Origin of the sequence: Pseudoalteromonas atlantica (assembly GCF_043641955.1) — a bacterium.
GTDB classification, from domain to species: Bacteria; Pseudomonadota; Gammaproteobacteria; order Enterobacterales; family Alteromonadaceae; genus Pseudoalteromonas; species Pseudoalteromonas atlantica_A.
Genome location: NZ_JBHZRV010000017.1, coordinates 1 through 19,064, shown reverse-complemented (window position 1 = coordinate 19,064; position 19,064 = coordinate 1). Strand labels below are relative to the sequence as shown.

At 39.9% G+C, this 19,064-nt stretch carries 21 protein-coding genes; 10 read left to right on the top strand and 11 right to left on the bottom strand.

The features are described 5' to 3' along the window. Nucleotides 1-55 precede the first annotated feature (55 nt). Entirely contained in the window at nucleotides 56-541 is a 486-nt protein-coding gene (locus ACHUE3_RS19180; protein WP_394193903.1) for an RNA-binding protein, read from the top strand. Here the strand turns inward: ACHUE3_RS19180 and ACHUE3_RS19175 are convergent. Next, a complete protein-coding gene (locus ACHUE3_RS19175; protein ID WP_394193902.1) occupies nucleotides 536-1,648 on the bottom strand; it encodes an aminotransferase class V-fold PLP-dependent enzyme in 1,113 nt (370 codons plus the stop codon). The genes ACHUE3_RS19180 and ACHUE3_RS19175 overlap by 6 nt on opposite strands. After that, complete coding sequence (locus ACHUE3_RS19170; RefSeq protein ID WP_394193901.1) at nucleotides 1,649-2,821, bottom strand: PrnB family protein; 1,173 nt, start codon at nucleotides 2,819-2,821, stop codon at nucleotides 1,649-1,651. 145 nt (nucleotides 2,822-2,966) lie between these two features. On the opposite strand from ACHUE3_RS19170, the gene ACHUE3_RS19165 reads away from it, so the two are divergent. The 4 genes from ACHUE3_RS19165 to ACHUE3_RS19150 all read left to right on the top strand — a co-directional run bounded on the left by ACHUE3_RS19165 (nucleotide 2,967) and on the right by ACHUE3_RS19150 (nucleotide 8,725). Then, entirely contained in the window at nucleotides 2,967-3,425 is a 459-nt protein-coding gene (locus tag ACHUE3_RS19165) for an Lrp/AsnC family transcriptional regulator (protein WP_394193900.1), read from the top strand. Nucleotides 3,426-3,495: 70 nt separating this feature from the next. Then, nucleotides 3,496-6,216 (top strand): ATP-binding protein, encoded by a 2,721-nt coding sequence (locus tag ACHUE3_RS19160; RefSeq protein WP_394193899.1) that lies wholly within the window; start codon nucleotides 3,496-3,498, stop codon nucleotides 6,214-6,216. Next, nucleotides 6,206-7,573, top strand: a complete 1,368-nt coding sequence (locus ACHUE3_RS19155) for an alpha/beta hydrolase (RefSeq protein WP_394193898.1) — start codon at nucleotides 6,206-6,208, stop codon at nucleotides 7,571-7,573. The genes ACHUE3_RS19160 and ACHUE3_RS19155 overlap by 11 nt, the downstream gene beginning before the upstream one ends. Nucleotides 7,574-7,582: 9 nt before the next feature. Beyond that, nucleotides 7,583-8,725: a GNAT family N-acetyltransferase gene (locus ACHUE3_RS19150; protein ID WP_394193897.1), complete on the top strand. Its 1,143-nt coding sequence runs from the start codon at nucleotides 7,583-7,585 to the stop codon at nucleotides 8,723-8,725. Here ACHUE3_RS19150 and ACHUE3_RS19145 read toward each other — a convergent pair. Next, nucleotides 8,709-9,302 carry a DUF938 domain-containing protein gene (locus tag ACHUE3_RS19145; protein WP_394193912.1) on the bottom strand — a complete coding sequence of 198 codons (594 nt, stop codon included), beginning with the start codon at nucleotides 9,300-9,302 and terminating at the stop codon, nucleotides 8,709-8,711. The two genes, ACHUE3_RS19150 and ACHUE3_RS19145, sit on opposite strands and share 17 nt — an antisense overlap. 179 nt (nucleotides 9,303-9,481) lie before the next feature. On the opposite strand from ACHUE3_RS19145, the gene ACHUE3_RS19140 reads away from it, so the two are divergent. The 5 genes from ACHUE3_RS19140 to ACHUE3_RS19120 all read left to right on the top strand — a co-directional run bounded on the left by ACHUE3_RS19140 (nucleotide 9,482) and on the right by ACHUE3_RS19120 (nucleotide 12,520). After that, the gene (locus tag ACHUE3_RS19140; protein ID WP_394193896.1) at nucleotides 9,482-9,664 is read left to right on the top strand and encodes a hypothetical protein; all 183 of its coding nucleotides are present in this window, start codon (nucleotides 9,482-9,484) and stop codon (nucleotides 9,662-9,664) included. 97 nt (nucleotides 9,665-9,761) lie between these two features. After that, nucleotides 9,762-10,127, top strand: coding sequence for a hypothetical protein (locus ACHUE3_RS19135; protein WP_394193895.1), 366 nt, complete (start codon nucleotides 9,762-9,764; stop codon nucleotides 10,125-10,127). An 8-nt stretch (nucleotides 10,128-10,135) separates the two neighbouring features. Next, nucleotides 10,136-11,512 (top strand): class II fumarate hydratase, encoded by a 1,377-nt coding sequence (locus tag ACHUE3_RS19130; protein WP_394193894.1) that lies wholly within the window; start codon nucleotides 10,136-10,138, stop codon nucleotides 11,510-11,512. 128 nt (nucleotides 11,513-11,640) lie between these two features. Beyond that, on the top strand, nucleotides 11,641-12,114 hold the full coding sequence (locus ACHUE3_RS19125) for a hypothetical protein (protein WP_394193893.1): 474 nt from the start codon (nucleotides 11,641-11,643) through the stop codon (nucleotides 12,112-12,114). Between the two features lie 10 nt (nucleotides 12,115-12,124). Further along, on the top strand, nucleotides 12,125-12,520 hold the full coding sequence (locus ACHUE3_RS19120) for a hypothetical protein (protein ID WP_394193892.1): 396 nt from the start codon (nucleotides 12,125-12,127) through the stop codon (nucleotides 12,518-12,520). Nucleotides 12,521-12,539: 19 nt separating this feature from the next. Here ACHUE3_RS19120 and ACHUE3_RS19115 read toward each other — a convergent pair whose 3' ends face one another. The 8 genes from ACHUE3_RS19115 to ACHUE3_RS19080 all read right to left on the bottom strand — a co-directional run bounded on the left by ACHUE3_RS19115 (nucleotide 12,540) and on the right by ACHUE3_RS19080 (nucleotide 18,654). Further along, nucleotides 12,540-12,725, bottom strand: a complete 186-nt coding sequence (locus tag ACHUE3_RS19115; RefSeq protein WP_394193891.1) for a hypothetical protein — start codon at nucleotides 12,723-12,725, stop codon at nucleotides 12,540-12,542. Between the two features lie 69 nt (nucleotides 12,726-12,794). Further along, nucleotides 12,795-13,112: a hypothetical protein gene (locus ACHUE3_RS19110; RefSeq protein ID WP_394193890.1), complete on the bottom strand. Its 318-nt coding sequence runs from the start codon at nucleotides 13,110-13,112 to the stop codon at nucleotides 12,795-12,797. Continuing rightward, a complete protein-coding gene (locus ACHUE3_RS19105) occupies nucleotides 13,109-13,747 on the bottom strand; it encodes a DUF4178 domain-containing protein (protein WP_135476623.1) in 639 nt (212 codons plus the stop codon). The genes ACHUE3_RS19110 and ACHUE3_RS19105 overlap by 4 nt, the downstream gene beginning before the upstream one ends. A 71-nt stretch (nucleotides 13,748-13,818) precedes the next feature. Further along, the gene (locus ACHUE3_RS19100; RefSeq protein WP_099297476.1) at nucleotides 13,819-14,511 is read right to left on the bottom strand and encodes a PspA/IM30 family protein; all 693 of its coding nucleotides are present in this window, start codon (nucleotides 14,509-14,511) and stop codon (nucleotides 13,819-13,821) included. Nucleotides 14,512-14,569: 58 nt separating this feature from the next. Beyond that, nucleotides 14,570-14,983, bottom strand: a complete 414-nt coding sequence (locus tag ACHUE3_RS19095; RefSeq protein WP_394193889.1) for a YjfI family protein — start codon at nucleotides 14,981-14,983, stop codon at nucleotides 14,570-14,572. Between the two features lie 79 nt (nucleotides 14,984-15,062). Then, nucleotides 15,063-16,784, bottom strand: a complete 1,722-nt coding sequence (locus ACHUE3_RS19090; RefSeq protein WP_394193888.1) for a polyamine aminopropyltransferase — start codon at nucleotides 16,782-16,784, stop codon at nucleotides 15,063-15,065. A 3-nt stretch (nucleotides 16,785-16,787) separates the two neighbouring features. Next, nucleotides 16,788-17,687 carry a DUF350 domain-containing protein gene (locus tag ACHUE3_RS19085; protein ID WP_394193887.1) on the bottom strand — a complete coding sequence of 300 codons (900 nt, stop codon included), beginning with the start codon at nucleotides 17,685-17,687 and terminating at the stop codon, nucleotides 16,788-16,790. Nucleotides 17,688-17,724: 37 nt separating this feature from the next. Further along, nucleotides 17,725-18,654 carry a CHAD domain-containing protein gene (locus tag ACHUE3_RS19080; protein WP_394193886.1) on the bottom strand — a complete coding sequence of 310 codons (930 nt, stop codon included), beginning with the start codon at nucleotides 18,652-18,654 and terminating at the stop codon, nucleotides 17,725-17,727. Nucleotides 18,655-19,064 lie beyond the last annotated feature (410 nt).

The following is a 19,064-nucleotide window of genomic DNA, read 5'->3' as shown; positions in this document are numbered from 1 at the left end:
TTGCTAAACTACCCGAATAAGTAAGGCATATTCACTGTAGTTTTAGGGATTAGTAATGCAGATGTTTTTAATCGTTGTTTTGTTTATTCTATCACTGCCGTTCACATCCCAAGCCAGTACAGTTGTTTACAAGTGTGATATTAAAGGTGTGACGACATTTAGTCAGTTTCCTTGCGCTAAAGATGCAAAAGAAATCACAATCAAAGCTGCAAATGTTGCACAAGTAAATCAACAAGAAAAACAAGCTAGTACAAGCGCCGTAGAAAGCTACCTTGAATTACAAAGGATTGACCGAGAAATCACTCAGCATCATCACTCAATTAAACAGTTAGAACAATCATTTGCTAAGCGAAAAAAGCAAATCGGTTACATAACACAAGATAGTGCCAATAGAATGGGCGCTACGTCTATAGCTAATGCTATAGACATTAGAACACGCCAGCTGAAAAATCAGATAGACCCACAAATAGATGACCTTAAGCAAAAAGTAGAAACACTTAAAGCAAAGAAAGAAGATCTACAAAGCAAAGCCGGATTATAAAACCTTTTTAATAACTTCGATTAAACGCGCAATATCTTGCTCATCATTATAAATATGCGGCGATACACGTATTCCATAAACTCTTTCGTCAACACTGATATCAGCATCAACAAGTGCATCTAACACTGCATTTTGTGCCGCTGAAAAGTGCAAAATAGCCGTACCGCTGCATGCATTCTCGCTTCGAGGCGAAACCATGTAATCGCTTAATGATTCTCTTAGCTGTGACAATAAAGACAAGTTGTGCTTTCGTACTTTTGCTACACCTAACTTTGCAAAATAAGCAATACTGTGGCCCGCAATAACATAAGGGGCTATAGAAGGAGTACCTCCCCAAAAACGCAAAGCCGTGGAGTGATAATCAAAGTGATTTATATCAAACTCAAAAGGATTTTGATGAGAAAACCAACCAACATCTTTAGGCTGACAAACGCCAAGCTGTGATTCACTTACCCACAAATATGCAGCGCCCGGACCTGAGCATAACCATTTAACACTAGAGCCTATCAAAAAATCGACCCCTACTGTGGATAAGTCTAACGGTAATACTCCCGCCGACTGCGCTACATCTACTAAACTCAGCGTATTATTACGCTTACAATACGCTGCTATGTCTTTTACAGGCGCTTGTTGGCCCGTATTTGAATAGGCATGGCTTATAAACACCAAATCAGTATCGGGTTTAATATGCTGCTGCCAAATTGTCGCATCCGTCAAATCCAAATCACGTGGAATATAATCAATTTGCGCCCCATCAGGCAGTGCTTTTTGCATTGCAAAGCCCATACTGGGAAAATCACTTTGCGCCATTAACACCCGACACTTTGCACCTGTAAATCGCGGATGAGACATTAGGATTTTAGTTAATGCGCTTGATAAATTGACTTGCGGACAGAACAGCTCCTTTTTACTATTAAACAATTCACTTAACGCACCAGTAAATCTCTCAATTGTTCCGAGCCATTGCTGCCATGGTTCTTTGTTAGTTGATTGCCAAGGAGCAAAAAAGTGTGCATTAAAATCATCCTGCCCTGTTTTTAACGCTCGCCCTACTGAGTGGTTTAATAAATAGCACCCAGAGGTTAAATGAAAGTCATCTTTATACATTTACTTTTTTACCCATTGCTTTAACTGGGACAAGTCGGCATAACGTGTTTTGATATCATCACGCTTTGCAGCCGCACGGCGATCCCTTAGTCTTTCTAGTGAATCGAGTAATACATGCAAAGGAGGCCCACTCGCCGTTACTTTTTGCATATGCTGCTGTTGCATCTGTTGCGCTGGCTGTGCAATAAACTTACTAACGAGCTGGTTATGATGACCGATTGCTGTGTCTCCATGTAATTTACACACTTGTATAAACAACTTAACATTAGTTTGGAACCACTCACTATCGCGCTGTGAAGCACAAGCCAGTAAATCATCCATAATACTTGGCATTCGCATCGACTCACGTAATATTTGCTGATCTTCAGGCATCATATATAAAAATTTATCCACCAGCATTTGCGAATAACTAGGTTCATTTGCAGAACACAAACCAAGCAACATATCAATGACATTAATACCCGCAAAATCACCTGCGTTTGCGCCTCGATAAACCTCTTTACCCACACGATAAGGTTTATAGTAAGGACGCACACAAAAGAAAAACCGCTCAGTATCTAGTTTAGTATAAAGGGCATGATTAGACTCAATGACATCAAGTAAAGCCTGCTTAGCCACTTCGAGTAAATCTTTGCACAATGGATGAGAAATGCCTAACGGCTGAATTTTCAATAGTGCATCAGCGGCGCGCTTGTAGGCCAAAATACCTTTGGTGTTGTAATCTATAAATAGCTTTTCATCAGGCAGATCAGTAAAGCGCTTATACAGGCCATTTACCGCTTTATTATGTGTAGTTAAATGTGCAGTTGCAAAGCGAGGCGTTACACCTATTGAAGCACCAATGTGCATTGCTAAAGCAGATGCCTCCACTAATGGAGACGTGGTTTCACGCGAGGGTTCAGTAATCTCATGGCGCCTGCATGCAGCCATGTACAAGCCTACATTACCAAGTAAATCAAATGCGCTGTCAAAACCTTCGTCAGTATTGCCTTCAGCTAATAGCTTATTGATATGGGCGTTACCCTCATGTTGAAGCTGGTGTTTATATTGCTCGCCTACAAACTCAACATTTGCTCTATCATCCTGCTGCCAGTATATTTTTTCAAGCTCACTGTTGATCTCAACAAAACGTGTTCTTAGCCATTCATCAAATGCTTGAGTGTTCTTACTCATATTTATCTTACTTCAACTATTTTTATTGCATTTATGTTAACAGATAGCATAGAGTAATAATCAGTAAAAACTGCTACTTTAGGCTTTTTAAATTAGTGAATATCACTCAAAATAAACACATAAATAATAATTGGCGCTAAGTTTTATGAATTTAGATAAAAAAGATCAGCAAATCATTATGCATTTACAGGCAAATGCGCGCTATGCAGTTTCGCAACTGGCGAGTGATATAAACTTATCAGACACCCCTTGCTTAAGAAGAATAAAAAAGCTAGAAAGTACAGGCATTATAAGTGGCTACCATGCCGCAATTAACCCTAAAAGTGTGGGTTTAAACGTACTGGTATATGCATTTGTGCGGTTAAATCAAAACTCAGTCGCGGCGGCAAATACATTTGAAATGCAAATTAACAAGTTTGAGCATATTTTAGAGTGCTCTGTAATCTCTGGTAGCTATGACTATTTATTAAAAATAGTGGCGACAGATCTAGAAAGCTACGAACACTTTGTAAAATTTAAGTTAGGCAGTATCGATTGTATTGCTAATATTGAATCCACCGTGGTATTAAAGCAAACATTTAGCAAAAAGCAGCTACCTTTATAAAGAACAATGAACCCGCACTTTTTTGCCATTTAGTTATACTCAAATAAGAATAATAAAGGAATATAGTAGAATGCAGGTACACGTTTTTCAATCGAAACTAAGTTCGTGTTGTTTTTACGTTCTTTTTGCCATGGCTTATTTATATTCTGGGAAGCTACTCACCTCTTTTGCTTTTCAGTCACAAGTTATTCCTATTTGGTTACCAGCAGGTATCGCACTTGTTGGTTGTTTTATTTGGTGGTGGCGCTTCGTGCCTGCGCTTTTTCTTGCTTCTGTGTTCTTTAATCTCAGTATCGGCGATAACCCACTCTCTCAAGATGTACTCATTGGCAGCACTCAAAAGGAAGTGATGTTTATTGGCCTTGGTGCGGCATTACAAGCACTTACCGGAGCGGCATTATTAAAATATTGGCTTGGTCATCCTTTATATCTTAAAACCAGAAAGTCCATTATTTACTTTATTCTTATTGTTGGCTTTATTGTTAGCTTAATATCAGCAAACATTGGCGTTTATGCATTGTCAGAATTTAACCCTGCTTATAGCAGTGAAAACCATTGGCGAAATGTTTTATATTGGTGGTTAGGAGATACACTAGGTGTATTAATTGCTACGCCTCTATTATTAGCGCTTATTCAACCAAAGCATCAGCAATACCATGTTGCTCCTTTTCCAACCATTGCTGTATGTCTTGTATTATTTGTATCTGTTGCAGCAACTACAAAGCTTTATAATCAAAAAAGCAGCTCTAATGCACTGCAAATTGCAAAAAGAGAAGCCTCCGTCATTGAAAACAGCTTACTGCGTCATTTAAATCGCAGCCAAGTTGCTGTGCAAAGTTTAGCGAGTTTAGTTCAATCCAGAACGACTTTAGAACAACGAGAATTCTATAGCTATACGTCTGAACTACTCGCGCAAAATAACTATATTAAAGCGCTTTCTTGGAATGAAAAAATAAATCAAGATGATATTCCCGCCTTCACCCAACAAATGCGTGACATATATGACGCAGATATAAAAATAAAAGGCTCACCACTAACCGCTACTGATCCATTAGTCGTGGTAAAGTACATAAACCCGCTGAAAACAAACCAATCGGCACTTGGTTTTAATCTATATTCACGTGCTGACAGGCGTACAACACTGCTTGATCCCAGTATAAAATACCAACCAGTTAGTACTAAAATCATTCAGTTAGTGCAAACAACAACACCCGAGTCTGCCTACTTATTATTTGCTCCGGTGTATCATCACAGCAATGATGGTGCAAAAATTAAAGGCTACGCAACTGGCATCTTTTTAGTTGAAAACATTATAAAGCAAGCCATTTCACAAGAGCAGCTTGCTATGTTTAACATCACTATGTACCAAGATCAGATTCAGAATCCATTTTTTAGTAATGCTCAACATATCTCGACGAAAAACCCGAAACTAACCACGATAGCAATTAACTTTTCAAATCAAAAGTGGTTCATTGATTTAACGATAAAAGATGAATTTATACCGCATCAAACCAACCAATTCACTTTATTGCTTTTGGTATTGCAAGTTGTCGTATGTAGCCTTATTTTATTGGTGCTTTTACTGTTTAACCACCAGCATATCGCACTTTCACGTTTAGTGAATGAGCGAACCCGTTCACTCGAGAGTGCTAAAAAGCAATCTGATGAAGCCAATAAAGCTAAAAGTCGTTTTTTAGCGAATATGAGTCATGAGATCCGCACCCCCTTGAACGCCGTTATTGGCTTTTCAAGCCTTGCGAATAAACGCAACGATTCTTCAACACTCCTACACTATATTGAACAAATTAACCTTGCCTCAAAGTCGTTACTTACTCTTGTTAACGACGTACTCGATATTTCAAAAATCGAATCTCAAAAACTGGTTTTAGAGCAACGGCCATTTGATTTAAATGCACTGTTAAAGCGCCTTGATAGTATGTTTAAGCAAACCGCTAAGCACAAAGGGATTGAGTGGCGTGTTTATAACCAATTAACTGATGATGTCTGGTTTGAAGGGGATGAATTACGTATTGAACAAATTTTGCTAAACTTATGCAGCAACGCCATTAAATTTACCCACCAAGGGCAGGTCACGCTGACGGTGTCAGCACTAGAGAAATCAGGTGAAAAATGGCTTATTTCTTTTAGTGTAGTAGACACAGGCGTAGGTATAGCCCCCTCTATACAAGCAAACTTATTTGATGCTTTTACCCAAGCAGATGATTCAACGTCTCGCCGTTTTGGCGGAACAGGCCTAGGGCTGACAATAGCTAAGGAGCTTAGCGTGTTAATGCATGGCGATATCACCTTGCAAAGCGAAGAAAACGAAGGCTCAAACTTTACCTTTACAGTTGAACTTAATACCAAACCAGCTCAGAAAGCACCCGAGCGGCTCAATAAGCAAGTAGATTTAAGCCATCTAACAATCCTGGTAGCTGAAGATAACAAAGTAAACCAAATGGTTATTAAGACGATGCTCGATTCTTTAGGCATTAAACCTACGCTTGTTGAAAATGGTGAACTTGCCGTTGATCACGTTAAAAATAATCACGTTGATTTGGTTTTGATGGACTGCCAAATGCCTGTCATGGATGGTTATCAAGCGACCATAAATATTCGTCAATTTAAAGATGCTGAGCAGCTACCTATTATTGCCCTCACAGCAGACGTAATGCCGCAAGATAAAGCGCATGCGTTAGCGATTGGTTTTAATCAACACCTTGCAAAACCACTCGATCTCGCTAAGCTAGCCGAATGCTTAACTTATTATGTTGTTAATAATGAACATTAAAAACACTATTAGCTTATTCAGCTTATTCGCCTCACTTTGTTTTAGTGTGACTGCATTTGCTGCAACAGGTGTAAATTGCGTGAGCCAATTAACAGATCTCGATTTTATTATTAGCAGTAAAAACCAAGGCCACCTGCGGTTTCAAAATACGCCCTCAGAGCACCACTTTACATATCAAACCGATACCAGCTTTAATGAATACTTGGATTTTTCTTATCAACACATATTGCACAGTAATCCACGAGCGGTCATGCCATGCCCATTATCTACAACAACCTATAAACAACTGGTAAAGCAAGGATCACGACCTGAAGAACCCAATATAGTCGACCTTATTGCGCCTTTTGAACTTCGTCAGCCAGATAACCAAAAGGCTGTTTTACTGGTGCATGGCTTAACTGACTCACCGTTTACATACCATGATTTAGCGCAGGTTTACTTTCAACAAGGCTACACGGTTAGAACACTCCTTTTACCCGGTCACGGAACGGCTCCTAATGCATTAAAAGACGTTAATGCACAGCAATGGCAGCAAGCCACTGACTACGCTGTAAATAGAACCCTAAAAGACTTTGAGCAGGTTGTTTTAGGTGGGTACTCTACCGGTGCCGCGCTACTCATTAATTATTTAACAACTCGCCCCATGAATGAAAAAATTAAGGCGTTAATGCTATTCTCTCCCGCCAGCGAACCACATAATAAAAATGGTTGGGCAGCCAAGTGGATTGATTTAATCCCCTTTGTTAATTGGATTGACGAAGATGCTGATATAGATTTCGCCAAGTATGAGTCTTTTCCTTGGAGTGCAGCTGCTGCGGCTGATGATGCAATGCGTACTATTACGGTAAATAGTTTAGAGCAACGCAAGTTTCCTGCTATTCCTGTTTTTACTGCCTTAAGTGATATTGATACCACTATAGATAGTAAAGCCACACTCTCACTACTTTCGACTCTGCATAAAATAAGCCCACGTAATACAGGCAACCCCAACACTTTAGTGCTCTATGGTGACAAAAATATAATACCGGATCACTTTCCTAATAGTTACACTATTTATAATCCACAATGTCGTGCTTGCGACTGTAAAGGTATTCAGGGGATATCGCATATTGCAGTCGTAAACTCACCTAACAATCCACATTATGGTATAAATGCAAACTATCGTAATTGTGGCAGTTACCTCGATGATGAATCCACTTACAGACTATGTAAAACAACCGCGCAAATAACCCTTGGTGAGCGTACAGCAGATAACGTAGCTCGTTTTCAGCCTTTTCAACGTTTAACATTTAATCCGTACTTTACTGGACTGAGTAATCAGATAACACAGTTTTTAAACGCTGTTGAACAAAAATAGAGCCTTTATATGTCAAGTTTTAGCCATCAGTGGTTCACCAGTATTAGTGACCTAGATGCCAAATTATGGAATAGATTTTTTGGTGATAACCCTTTTACCGATCACGCATTTTTATATGCGCTAGAGCAAAGCCAAAGTACTTGCGAAGCCACTGGTTGGCAGCCATTACATTTAGTTATTTATGAAAATCAGCACATTATTGCCCTTGCTCCAGGTTATTTAAAAAGCCACTCCTATGGTGAATATGTGTTTGATTGGGCATGGGCAGAGGCTTATCAACAGCATGGCTTAGCTTACTATCCTAAATGGCTATGTGGCTCACCTTTTAGCCCTATTGAAGGCGAAAGAGTCGTCATACACCATGCGCAACCAGAAGCTGTATCACACTATATAAGTGAGGTACTTAACCAACAGTGCCAAGAACATGGGTGGTCTGGCTGGCATATTAATTTTTGCCCTAAGCAGCAAACAGAATTATTTGCTTGCCATAATGCCATGCCGCGTACAGGCGTACAGTTCCAATGGTTCAACCGTGGGTATGACAATTTCACTGACTTTTTACAAAGCTTAAATGCCCGTAAGCGTAAAGCGGTAAAGAAAGAACGAAACAAAATTGCACAACAAAATATTACAATAGAATGGCTACAAGGTGATCAGATTAATAGTGCTGTGATGAGCCAGTTTTGTGAATTTTATCAACGCACATATTTAAAACGTTCAGGCCATATGGGCTATTTAAACCATGAATTTTTTATTTTATTACATGCATTAATGGCTGATAAGCTAGTCATTATGCAAGCCTCTCTAGATGGTCATGTGGTTGCTGCAACTTTAAGCTTTAAAAGCGAAAATACCTTATATGGCCGATATTGGGGTGCGGTAGATGAAATAGATTGTTTACACTTCGAACTGTGTTATTACCAAGGTATTGAATACTGTATAGCCAACCAATTGCAATGTTTTCACTCGGGCGCGCAGGGTGAACACAAAATAGCTCGAGGCTTTGAACCTGTATTTACGCACTCGCTCCACACAATTATCAATGAAGACTTTAGCCACGCAATTGCAGATTTTTTAAAGCGAGAACACCTACACACAGTTGCTTATCAGCAGCATTGTAAATCGCTACTACCGTTTAAGAGTAACGTTTAAAGACCAATAGCTGGTTATTTGCCGGCATTTTATTGTCTTCAACAAGGGTTAATCCCGCAACTTCACCAAGCATGACAATACGTTCAAAGTCACGAATACCACTTTCACTGTCTTGGTTATTTAAAAACTCATCAAAACGCTGATTGCTTTCACTCGTGTACTGACCTTGATATTTAAAGGGCCCATAAATGCAGACAATTCCCTCGGGTGCTAAGTGGCGTTTAATGCCGTCAAAAAAACGTTCAACCAAAGCCCAGCTAATAATGTGTAGCGTATTAGCAGTATAAATAGCATCCACACTATTAACTGGCCAAGCATGATTTAAATCCAGTGTCAGCGGGGCATGTAGATTGCTCAATTGAGCTTCATCAATCCACTGCTGAATACCGCTATGATTGATTAATCTATCGCTGGTTTGCCACTCTAAATGCGCTAAATGCATCGCAAAATGCACACTGTGCTGCCCTGTACCTGAGCCCACTTCTAAAACATGTTTACTATTATTAAAACAAGCCTTTAGTGCCGCTAAAATAGGTTCTTTATTGTTTTCACAAGCTTGAGAAAAAGGTTTATTCATTTTCATATACGCACCAAAACTAGAGCCATTTGCACAATAGTAAAGCAAAATTCATTACGCTTGTCTGTGCAAAACAGTTACATAAAAATAAAGCTTTAATTATCATGAGATTAAAAAAATAATGAAAATTGGTATAGCTTATGCAGCAGTATAACTGAACCAACAGCTAGGAGAATACCATGTATGTATCTAAATTTAATGCACTTGACGCAGCTATTGCAGCAACTGAAAAAGCAGATAGCAACAAAATGACATGTGATGAACGAGCAACGGCCATTGATTTATTGTCACAATCTAACAAGCTGAAAAAGAGCCTAACAGAACATGAAACAGATCAAATTTTCATCCTTGGCTATAACTAATACCCTAAACTTTCGACAAGTTTTACATATTCAAACTTGCACCAAAACCGAATAACTGTAATGATAACCATTATCGTTACAGTTATTCGGTTTTATTATGCACGAACACCAAGCAATGCTTCATTACCAACAACAAATGAAGTGTATTTGCCAACGCCCTGGCCTACATGCCCCCGCTTTAGTTGCAAACTATATTGAAGCAGGCCTCAATGCCGCACGCTACTACGAAAAAAGCCGAAGTATCTTACTCCAAGAACTCTATCTAAGACGTACTTTCCATGAAATTCTTAATAAAATGTGCGATTCTTTAATTCATTGCGCAATACGTAAGCAATGTTCAGAGCAACTATACAAACCCTTATTGGCGTTAAAACGATTTTACAGAACCCATAACGGTAGCGAAAAATATCTTATCCTTGAACGAGAAGCACATATTCTCAGTCACGAATTCAACCCTTTTTAGGAGCTTTTATGAGCGAGTATAGAACTGAAACCGACAGCATGGGCGAACTTCAAGTTCCGGCTGATGCACTTTATCAAGCACAAACCCAGCGCGCGGTTAATAACTTTAGTATTAGTGGCTTAGCCATGCCAAAACAATTTATTACAGCACTGGCATACGTTAAACAGGCTGCGGCTCAAAGTAACTGCGAACTCGGCCATTTAGACAAACAAAAAGCCCAAGCAATAGAGCGCGCCTGCCAAGAAATAATTGATGGCCAACATTTAGAGCATTTTCCGATTGACGTTTTTCAAACAGGCTCAGGTACCAGCACCAACATGAATGCCAATGAAGTCATTGCAACACTTGCTAGTCGCTATAGTGACGCGCTAATTCACCCAAATGATGATGTAAATATGGGTCAAAGCTCTAATGACGTGATCCCAACCACTATCGCTGTAAGCAGTGTGATTAATGTTGTTTATGAGCTGTTTCCAGCGCTTGATCAACTATCACAGATGCTTGAGCGTAAAAAAGCTGAAGTAGGCGACATAGTTAAAACAGGTCGTACTCACCTAATGGATGCAATGCCTGTCACTTTTAGTCAAACGCTAAATACTTGGCAGCATCAAGTTGATACCGCAATGGCCGCTATTCGCCATAGCTTAGATGGCGTATCAGCGCTTGCCCAAGGTGGCACAGCTGTAGGCACAGGTGTAAATGCAGATCCCCAGTTTGCTGAGCAATTTTGTAAAAATTTAAGCACTAACGTAGGAATACCCTTTACACCCAGTAAAAACTTTTTCTATAACATTGGCTCACAAGACGCCATTGTTTCGTTATCTGGGCAATTAAAAGTACTTGCCGTAGCACAAATAAAAATAGCCAATGATTTACGCTGGATGAACTCAGGACCACTCGCCGGACTTGGCGAAATTGAACTTGAGGCATTACAACCGGGCTCTTCTATTATGCCTGGTAAAGTTAACCCTGTGATCCCAGAAGCTGCGGCAATGGTAAGCGCACAGGTTATTGGTAATGACGCAACGATTACCGTTGCAGGGCAATCAGGAAATTTTGAGCTTAATGTTATGCTGCCAGTTATTGCTTATAATATTTTGCAAAGTATAGAGTTACTTGCAAATAGTAGCCGCGCATTAGCCGATAAAGCCATTCGCACGTTTAAGGTCAATCAGCCAAATATTGACAAAGCCTTGGCAAATAACCCAATTTTAGTCACGGCCTTAAACCCGGTTATTGGCTATGCAAAAGCAGCTAAAATTGCCAAGCAAGCGTATCAAAGTGGTCTGCCAATCATTGATGTAGCAGAGCAAGAAACGCAGCTATCTCGCGCTGATTTGGAAGAGTTACTCAACCCAACCAAGCTCACCCAAGGCGGTTTATAACCTACCTATGAAACCCGTTACTTTATTTAAGTAACGGGTTTACCTTACTGAATGTAATAGTTTTTATTGCTGTGTTATGTGCAAAGTGTATGATAGTGATTACTTGTTAATCACTATAAAGGTTCGTTATGCGCTTTTCATTATGTGTTGTTGTGTTACCTCTTTTTCTTGTTGGCTGCTCTGATGCTGCAACACCAGAGGCTGAGCAATTAAAACCAGCCCCCACGACTTTGACCAAAAATAGTCAGGCAGTGGCTATAGGTGATAAAAACAAAGCTGTTTCGAGAGAAGCAATTCAGGCAGCTCATACACAATTAAAGACTCTCACCGAAGATCTTAGCTGTGATACGAGTGCACAATGCAAAGTATTACCTCTAGGAAGTAGAGCCTGCGGCGGACCGAGCAGCTACCTTGTGTTTTCAACTAAAAATAACGATAGTCAAAAAGTTGAACAAGCAGCAAAACACATAACGACTCTAGAAAGCCAATTTAATGCCCAAACAGGCATGGTCAGTATTTGCCAACATTTAACTGCGCCAGCAACACAGTGTAGCAGCAATAAATGTGTTAAAGTTGCTGGTAATGCAACAAGTGTTTATTAAAGGAATTAATATGAAGTACGTTTCATATTCTAAAGCGCTGGCAATTGCAGCCGGCCTATTTTTTACTACCGGCTGTGAAAGTACGTTTGATACAAGCTCATCAGGCTCAATCAGTTTATCAAAAGCAAACAATGCATTATCTAAACTTGTTGAAGATACCAGCTGTACAGCGAGCTTTCAGTGTAAGGTTCTTGAAGTAGGTCAACGGGCGTGCGGCGGGCCTAGTAGATACTTAGTATATTCTGCTTTAAATACTGAGCAAGAAACCGCAGAGCAGCTAGCTCATCAAGTAACTGAGCAAGAAACACTTGAGAATCAAGCTAGTGGTGCGAGCGATTGCTCACCGGTTTTACCTGTGCAAGCCTTATGCATAGACAAACAATGCCAAGCATTCGAAATAAAATAACCGACTAATAACCTATGCGCTAAACCATAAATGGGATTAGCGCAGATATGATTAACACACCAATAATACAAACCCCAGCTTTGAGGATATGCTGCATTGGCATTTCTTTCTTTATCCAATACGCGTAAATAAATCGCACAAAATAACTCGCGGCAGTGCCGAACAAAGCAAAAATAATTAGATAGGCGATTAAAACTATATTCACAGCAACTCATTTTTATAGGAATGAAAGCCCTCAGTGTAAGGGCTTAACTTTAAGAAGGCAAAATTGTGGCTATTTTTTATTACTATATGCAATGAGTAACTCAGCGACTTGTTGTTTTACTGCCCGTTTGTCATCGGCTGCAACACCAAAACGCTCGGCAAGTAACCCTATTTCCTCATCATTGAGGTTGAATGACAATCGTTGACGAGTCTTTTTTGATTTAACATCAAGCGCTAAAATTTTACGGATCATATCTGAAGGCGTTAACTCCTGATCAATCGCCTGCTTTTTTATCGATTTTTGTACTTCGCTGCTTAAATCAAAGGCCATTTGCGTCGCTCTGACAGCTTGTTCTTGGCGCTGCCATTTAGCCTTTGCATCACTCACTGTGCATCTCCTGGGAATAAATCCACAATATCGGATATAGGTCTGGTTAGAGTGAGTGATACTTCAGTTTCACCACCATCCCAGATTTCAATATTCAAGCTGTGGCTTTCGTCATCAGAAGCTAGGCATATCATTTCACAGGGTTCACCACCCTCTTGCTCATACCGAGGTAATGGCTGCTTACGATAATCTTGCTTATGAAAATAGCAAACGTATGGCGATTCACTTTGCTGGTAGCTTTTACCTAAAAACTGCATAAAGCGCTCAGGTGTATTCTTAACTTCTATAAACGTTAAGGACTCTTCGTCAAAAATACGTGCGAACTCGTCGAGGGTAAAAATATCATCTACTTCATCACGTTGAATTTTTATTGAGAAATTAGCCCACTGCTCGCCATCTTCCATTTCAATTTGTAAAAATACAACTTGCCCGCTGTTTGTCTCTAATACAAACTCAGTATCGCTACTGTGCTGATATTGGTAAGTCTGCACATCAATCACACGCACAGTCTGCCCTTTTAACCAGCTTGGATAAGCAAATGAGTCGATAATACTCAGCATATCGCCTTTTTTTAGATCGCTAGCATGAGTCAATTGACGTTCTGGGGCTTTTTTAGATTTAAAAAAATTAAACATAGAGTGCCTCTTAAGCAAAAAAGGTAACGGGCATAATGCAACGTTACCTTTTTAAAAAGTTTGAATAAGGGTTAGCCGTTTTGCTTAGCTTTAATACGCGCTAAGATATCAGCACTTTTTGGACTGCTATCACCGATACCCGCTTCAGCCATTTTAGCTTTTAAGTCGCCGCCGCTTGTTTCTGCTTCAAGCTCTTTTGCAGCACCAAGTTGATCGCTACGATCTTGCTGGCGTTGCTTAATACGCTCAAGCGACTGACGTGCATTAGTCATCGACGAACTGTTTGTATTAAGCGTGCTATTAACCGCCATAGTAGCTTGTTGCACGCTTTCAGTGGTTTTAACCATTGTAAGCTGGCGTTGGTTTTCTTTGATCGATTTTTCAGCGTCTTTAACTTGCTGCTTTAATGTCACAATATGATTGCTAAAACCTGCCAAAACTTGCTCATGCTCAGCTTTTTCATTTTCGAAATCACCAATTTTCTCAGCAATTTCTAAAGCTAGCGCTTCGTTGCCCTTTTCAAGAGCTTGACCTGCATAGGCTTCGTGTTCAGCAATCGATGCGTCAAGGGCGCTTAGTGAGCGCTTAGTTTGCATTTCTTTTGCCATGACTTCAGTTAGGCTTTTCTTTGCACGCTGTAATGCATTTTGTGCATCAGCTATTTCTTGCTCAAAAATACGGATACCATTTGCATCAACGATTGCTTCACCGGCTTCACGTGCACCGCCACGAACTGCTGTAAATAATTTTTTTAATATACTCATAATCTTAACTCCACTTAATAGAACTTGCTGTTATTTCATTGCACTGATAAATAAGATATTAATCATTCAAGTACAAGGTCACAGCTTCTAGGGCATCAATTGCGTTATCAGCTAACGTTACTAACTCATGGGTAATGTCATCAAATGATGAATTCACCGACAAGGCACCAAAAATTGCATACTTGTCATCAATTTTGGCAAATGCACTTAATGGAATAGGTACATTTAAGCGTAGTAATGTTTCGTTTAGCTCGTTTCGTAAATCTGGTTTTACTTCGTCATCTGCAAACAAGTAGCTAATACATAGCAATTGCTCTTGTGTTTGCGTAACAAAAATTGGAAGTTCATCATTTCCATCAACAATGACTTGTAACACATCTTGCTCGCCTGGATTGGCTATCAAGAAAGATTCAAAGTTAGCGCCTTCAGTTTCAAAAGATGCTAGTTTTATTGAAAGTTCGTTTAATTCCATGTCTCTGCCTTTTGTCATTTGACATATTATGTCTGAGTTAAGATTCGCATGGTCGACATATTATGTCAACCATGTTTTATCAATTTTTATACAATTCGCTTTCTTCTTGCCATGCACTGCGATAATAATCATATAGAGTGCCAGAACCTAATCTATTGACTTCTATATTATTTATTTGTTCAAAATAATAGTTTGGAAACACAAATGCTGCCAATAAATATTCTTTACTTGCCCACCGAGAATCTACAGACAAGTTAACAACATCATTGATTCGCGCGCTGGCTGATTGCCCACGAGTCGTCGCAATAGTCCATCCCCACTGGCCAAAAGAAGGGATATTTTGCTGATACTGTTCGACATGTTTAAACCCAGCCGCTTTGACTGTTTTACCAATACTCAAAAAGGCTTTTTTTGCGTGGTATGGTGATGTTGATTGCACTGCCATAGCGCCATCAGGAGCAAGTAATTGGCGAATGTGGTTATAAAAATAGTCGCTGTACATCTTATTCAAGTCAGGGTGATTTGGATCAGGCAAGTCGATAATAATAGTATCGAAGCGCTTACCTTGATCAAGTAGTCGCTCGACCTCTATAAAGGCATCACCTACAATCACGTTTGCTCTAGGATCATCCATCGCGTTTTCATTGAGCTTAGTTAATCGATTAACTATTTCAACAGGCGCTTGAAACTCGTCACTTTTATGGCCAAATAAGTTAAGTAACTGGCCATCTAAGTCGATTAACGTGACCTCTTTCACAGGCCATTTCAATACATCGCGCATAGCAAGCCCGTCACCGCCACCCACTATCAAAATGTCATCATGACGATTTGAAGCCAGTAAAGCAGGGTAAACCAACATAGAGTGATAAATTTGTTCATCGATACTTGAAAACTGTAAACGACCATTTAGGTATAAATCAGTAATCGGATCTGGTTGGTTACGGCTTAGTCTTTCCGTTAATACAAGGTGCTGGTATTTTGTCGCCTCAGAATAAATCACTTTATCTTTATAAAGTACGTTACTTAAATCTTTCATCCAGCTACTACCAAGTACTAAGATAAAGCCAAATAAAACCAATAACGCGAGGTGACAAACAAGGAGTAATTTAGCAAAACGTACATAGCTGTGGTAGCGCCACAAAAATGCTAAACCCGCGACAATATTAAATAAGGCAGTCCAAGCAGCCGCTTGCATAATGGGCATCGCGAGCATAATACTCACCCAAATAGCTGCGCCAATACCTGCACCAATATAATCAGCCCCATAAATTGTGCCTGCATTATTTTCTAAAAATCGCCCATACACTTGTTGGCGTATTCGGGCAATTAGTGGAATTTCCATGCCGATTAATAAGCCGAGTAATAAACCGAATACGTACGGAAGAAAACGCGACCATTCTTGTAACTTTTGAAACACATAGCCGTTAAGTACAGTATCTGCAGGTAAGTTAAAGATCTGGGAAAATATATGAGGTAATGAATAACTAACGGCAATCACACTCGCAATTGCTAAGATACAACCCATTCCAACCAAGGCGATAATACTCTCAAGCCATGCAAAAGCGGTAAACGCATCTTTAAACCAACGAGCCAAAAAAGCACCGATCCCCATCGCAACGATCATTGTACCAATCATGGCATATATAGCACTTTCAACAGAGCCTAAAACACGTCCTGCATAATGTGATAAGAGATATTCATAAATAAGGCCGCACCCAGCGAGTACGGCCATTACAGTTATTAATAAAAAATCATGCCCAAGTAAGGAGTACTTACTTGGGGCCGTTGTTGTGTGTGACAAATCTTATGCGCCTAATAACGTAGCCATAGTGATACCAACAGCAAATGATATTGCGGCTGAAATAGTTGCTACGCCAACGTTCTTTTGGCGATTAACTTCATCTGAAATATCACAACCCGAAAGAATAATTTTTATCGTAATTAAGTGAAGTAAGATAAATACAATAACGCATATTGCTGCACTCAGTGCCCAATACATAAGGCTGGCATTTATGCTATCGGCTACATAAGGCGCAACGCCAGATGCAGCAGTAATAGCGAGCGCACTGCCGATTAAGAAACCTGCATAACGTATACCTACAGCTAGATTTCCGTCAATAACTGCTTGTTGAAGACAGTCGCCACTGCGATTAGTGCGTTTAAATAGTTGTACGCGATATTGGCTAACAAGTAACAGAACAATACTGCCAATAATAAACGCCGCTATAACAATTGGTAAACCATACCATCCCTCAGTTGCAACCCAAAATAAAGCTGAGCGGATAACAATTGCAACGCTTACCACATGGCCAAAGTCGATTAAAGCTGCTGTTGCGTTCCCTTTCACTATTTCATCATGCAAGCTCACCTTGCGTAACGCGACTTTATCCTGAAAGAAGTGGCCGAGCTTTATAAGCACTATTGCTAATAAACCATATGCTCCCATTTGCAGCGCTTCTTGGTGTAACGTTGGTGCAAACGCACCACTACTTACACCAGTAAGAACAATTGCTAAAGCAACTAGACCTGCCGCGAAGCTAATACCAAAGGCAAAATTATCACGCTCTGTTATTTCATCATTTGCATGTAGGTTAGACACCCAACCTTTTATAAATTTTAGACTAACAAACAAAGCGATAATAATTGCAAAATCAATCGCCAGCGCTTGCAGTGACCACATAGTTATTCCATTAAATTCGTACATATTCTTATAACTCCAACACTAATTCTTTACAGCCAGTTTATTTACCGCGACTTATTCCACGCGAAGTTCGACTACCACTGTTTCTTACAGACCCTGAACTTTTACTGTAGCTACTCTTGGAATAGCTGCTTCTACTTTTGGGTGGGGTGTAACTACTTCGGCTAAGCCCTGAAGCCCCAGTTTTTTTTGTAGCATACGGGCTTGTAAACTGCTTTCCCTGGCGCGAATAAGATTGGCGCGTTCGTGTTTCAACAGCCGTTTGTGCTTTCATTTGTTTAGGGCTGGTGTAACGTGCACGACCATAGTCATTATAGTAACTGTATTTTCGGCGTTTGCTCCAACTACCGTATTCAACTCGGTCAAACACATCACCTAAAATACGATACATTCCATACCAAGCCCAAAAGCTCATACCATTGCTATTAGTCTGCCAGCTACCATAGTTAGGATTACCAACCAGTTGGTTTCCTTCGCCAGAACCCTCCGCTTGCTGGCTTATTGCCCCAACACGCGCAAGTGAGCCGCCTGACATATCAGCTAGCATATTGATTGGATCAGTCAATGCATCAGAAAACAGAGTTGGTTTTGCCGCATCTCTTAATAAATCTAAGTTACGTAATGTTTCTTCGTAGGGCGGTATAAGGTAGGTGCTTTTAATATCAGCTAAGCGTTGTTGCAGGCCAGAATAAAGCGCACCATTTCTCGTCGCATCTTGAGCCATTACAGAAGCAACTTGCGATAACTGAGGTTTTTCATTACTGATTATGCGGGCATACTCAGTCAATAAAACAGCATTTCGAATTGAACCATTATCCAAGGCTTTACCAAGCCCTTCGAGTTCAACCTCTGCTTTGGTTATAGATTGTTGAATTGTTTGTTGTAACTGCTCTTCTTTCGACTGGCAGCCCATAAGCAAGCTTATCAAACAAAACAGGCTTATAAGTTTCCAAGCTTTTATATCCGACATTCATGTCACCTGATTTACTAAATTAACAAAGCTAGTTTTACACAGCTCAGTTATTAAACCAAGAATGAAATTGCAACAAGATAATATTTAAGAGAAATCAAAGGTAGAAAGTTAGTATTTCCTTTTGTGGAGCACGAGTTTTCAGACTGCAATACAATCGATTAAAATAGGGTAAGCTTGTTTTATGAAGATATATTGGGCTCTGAGGTAGTCGTGGGTTTCGTGATACTCAACCCACGCTACGGTGTATTGATTGACACTTTGTTGCTGAGAGCTATAACTTTAATCCAGACAACAAAAAACCCGCTACATTTCTGCAACGGGTTTCTCTTATTTGGAGCCATGGTGCGCTACGCAGTAGGATGACCTACTTTCATACACAATGTACGTTTAATATTATTTAAAAAGGA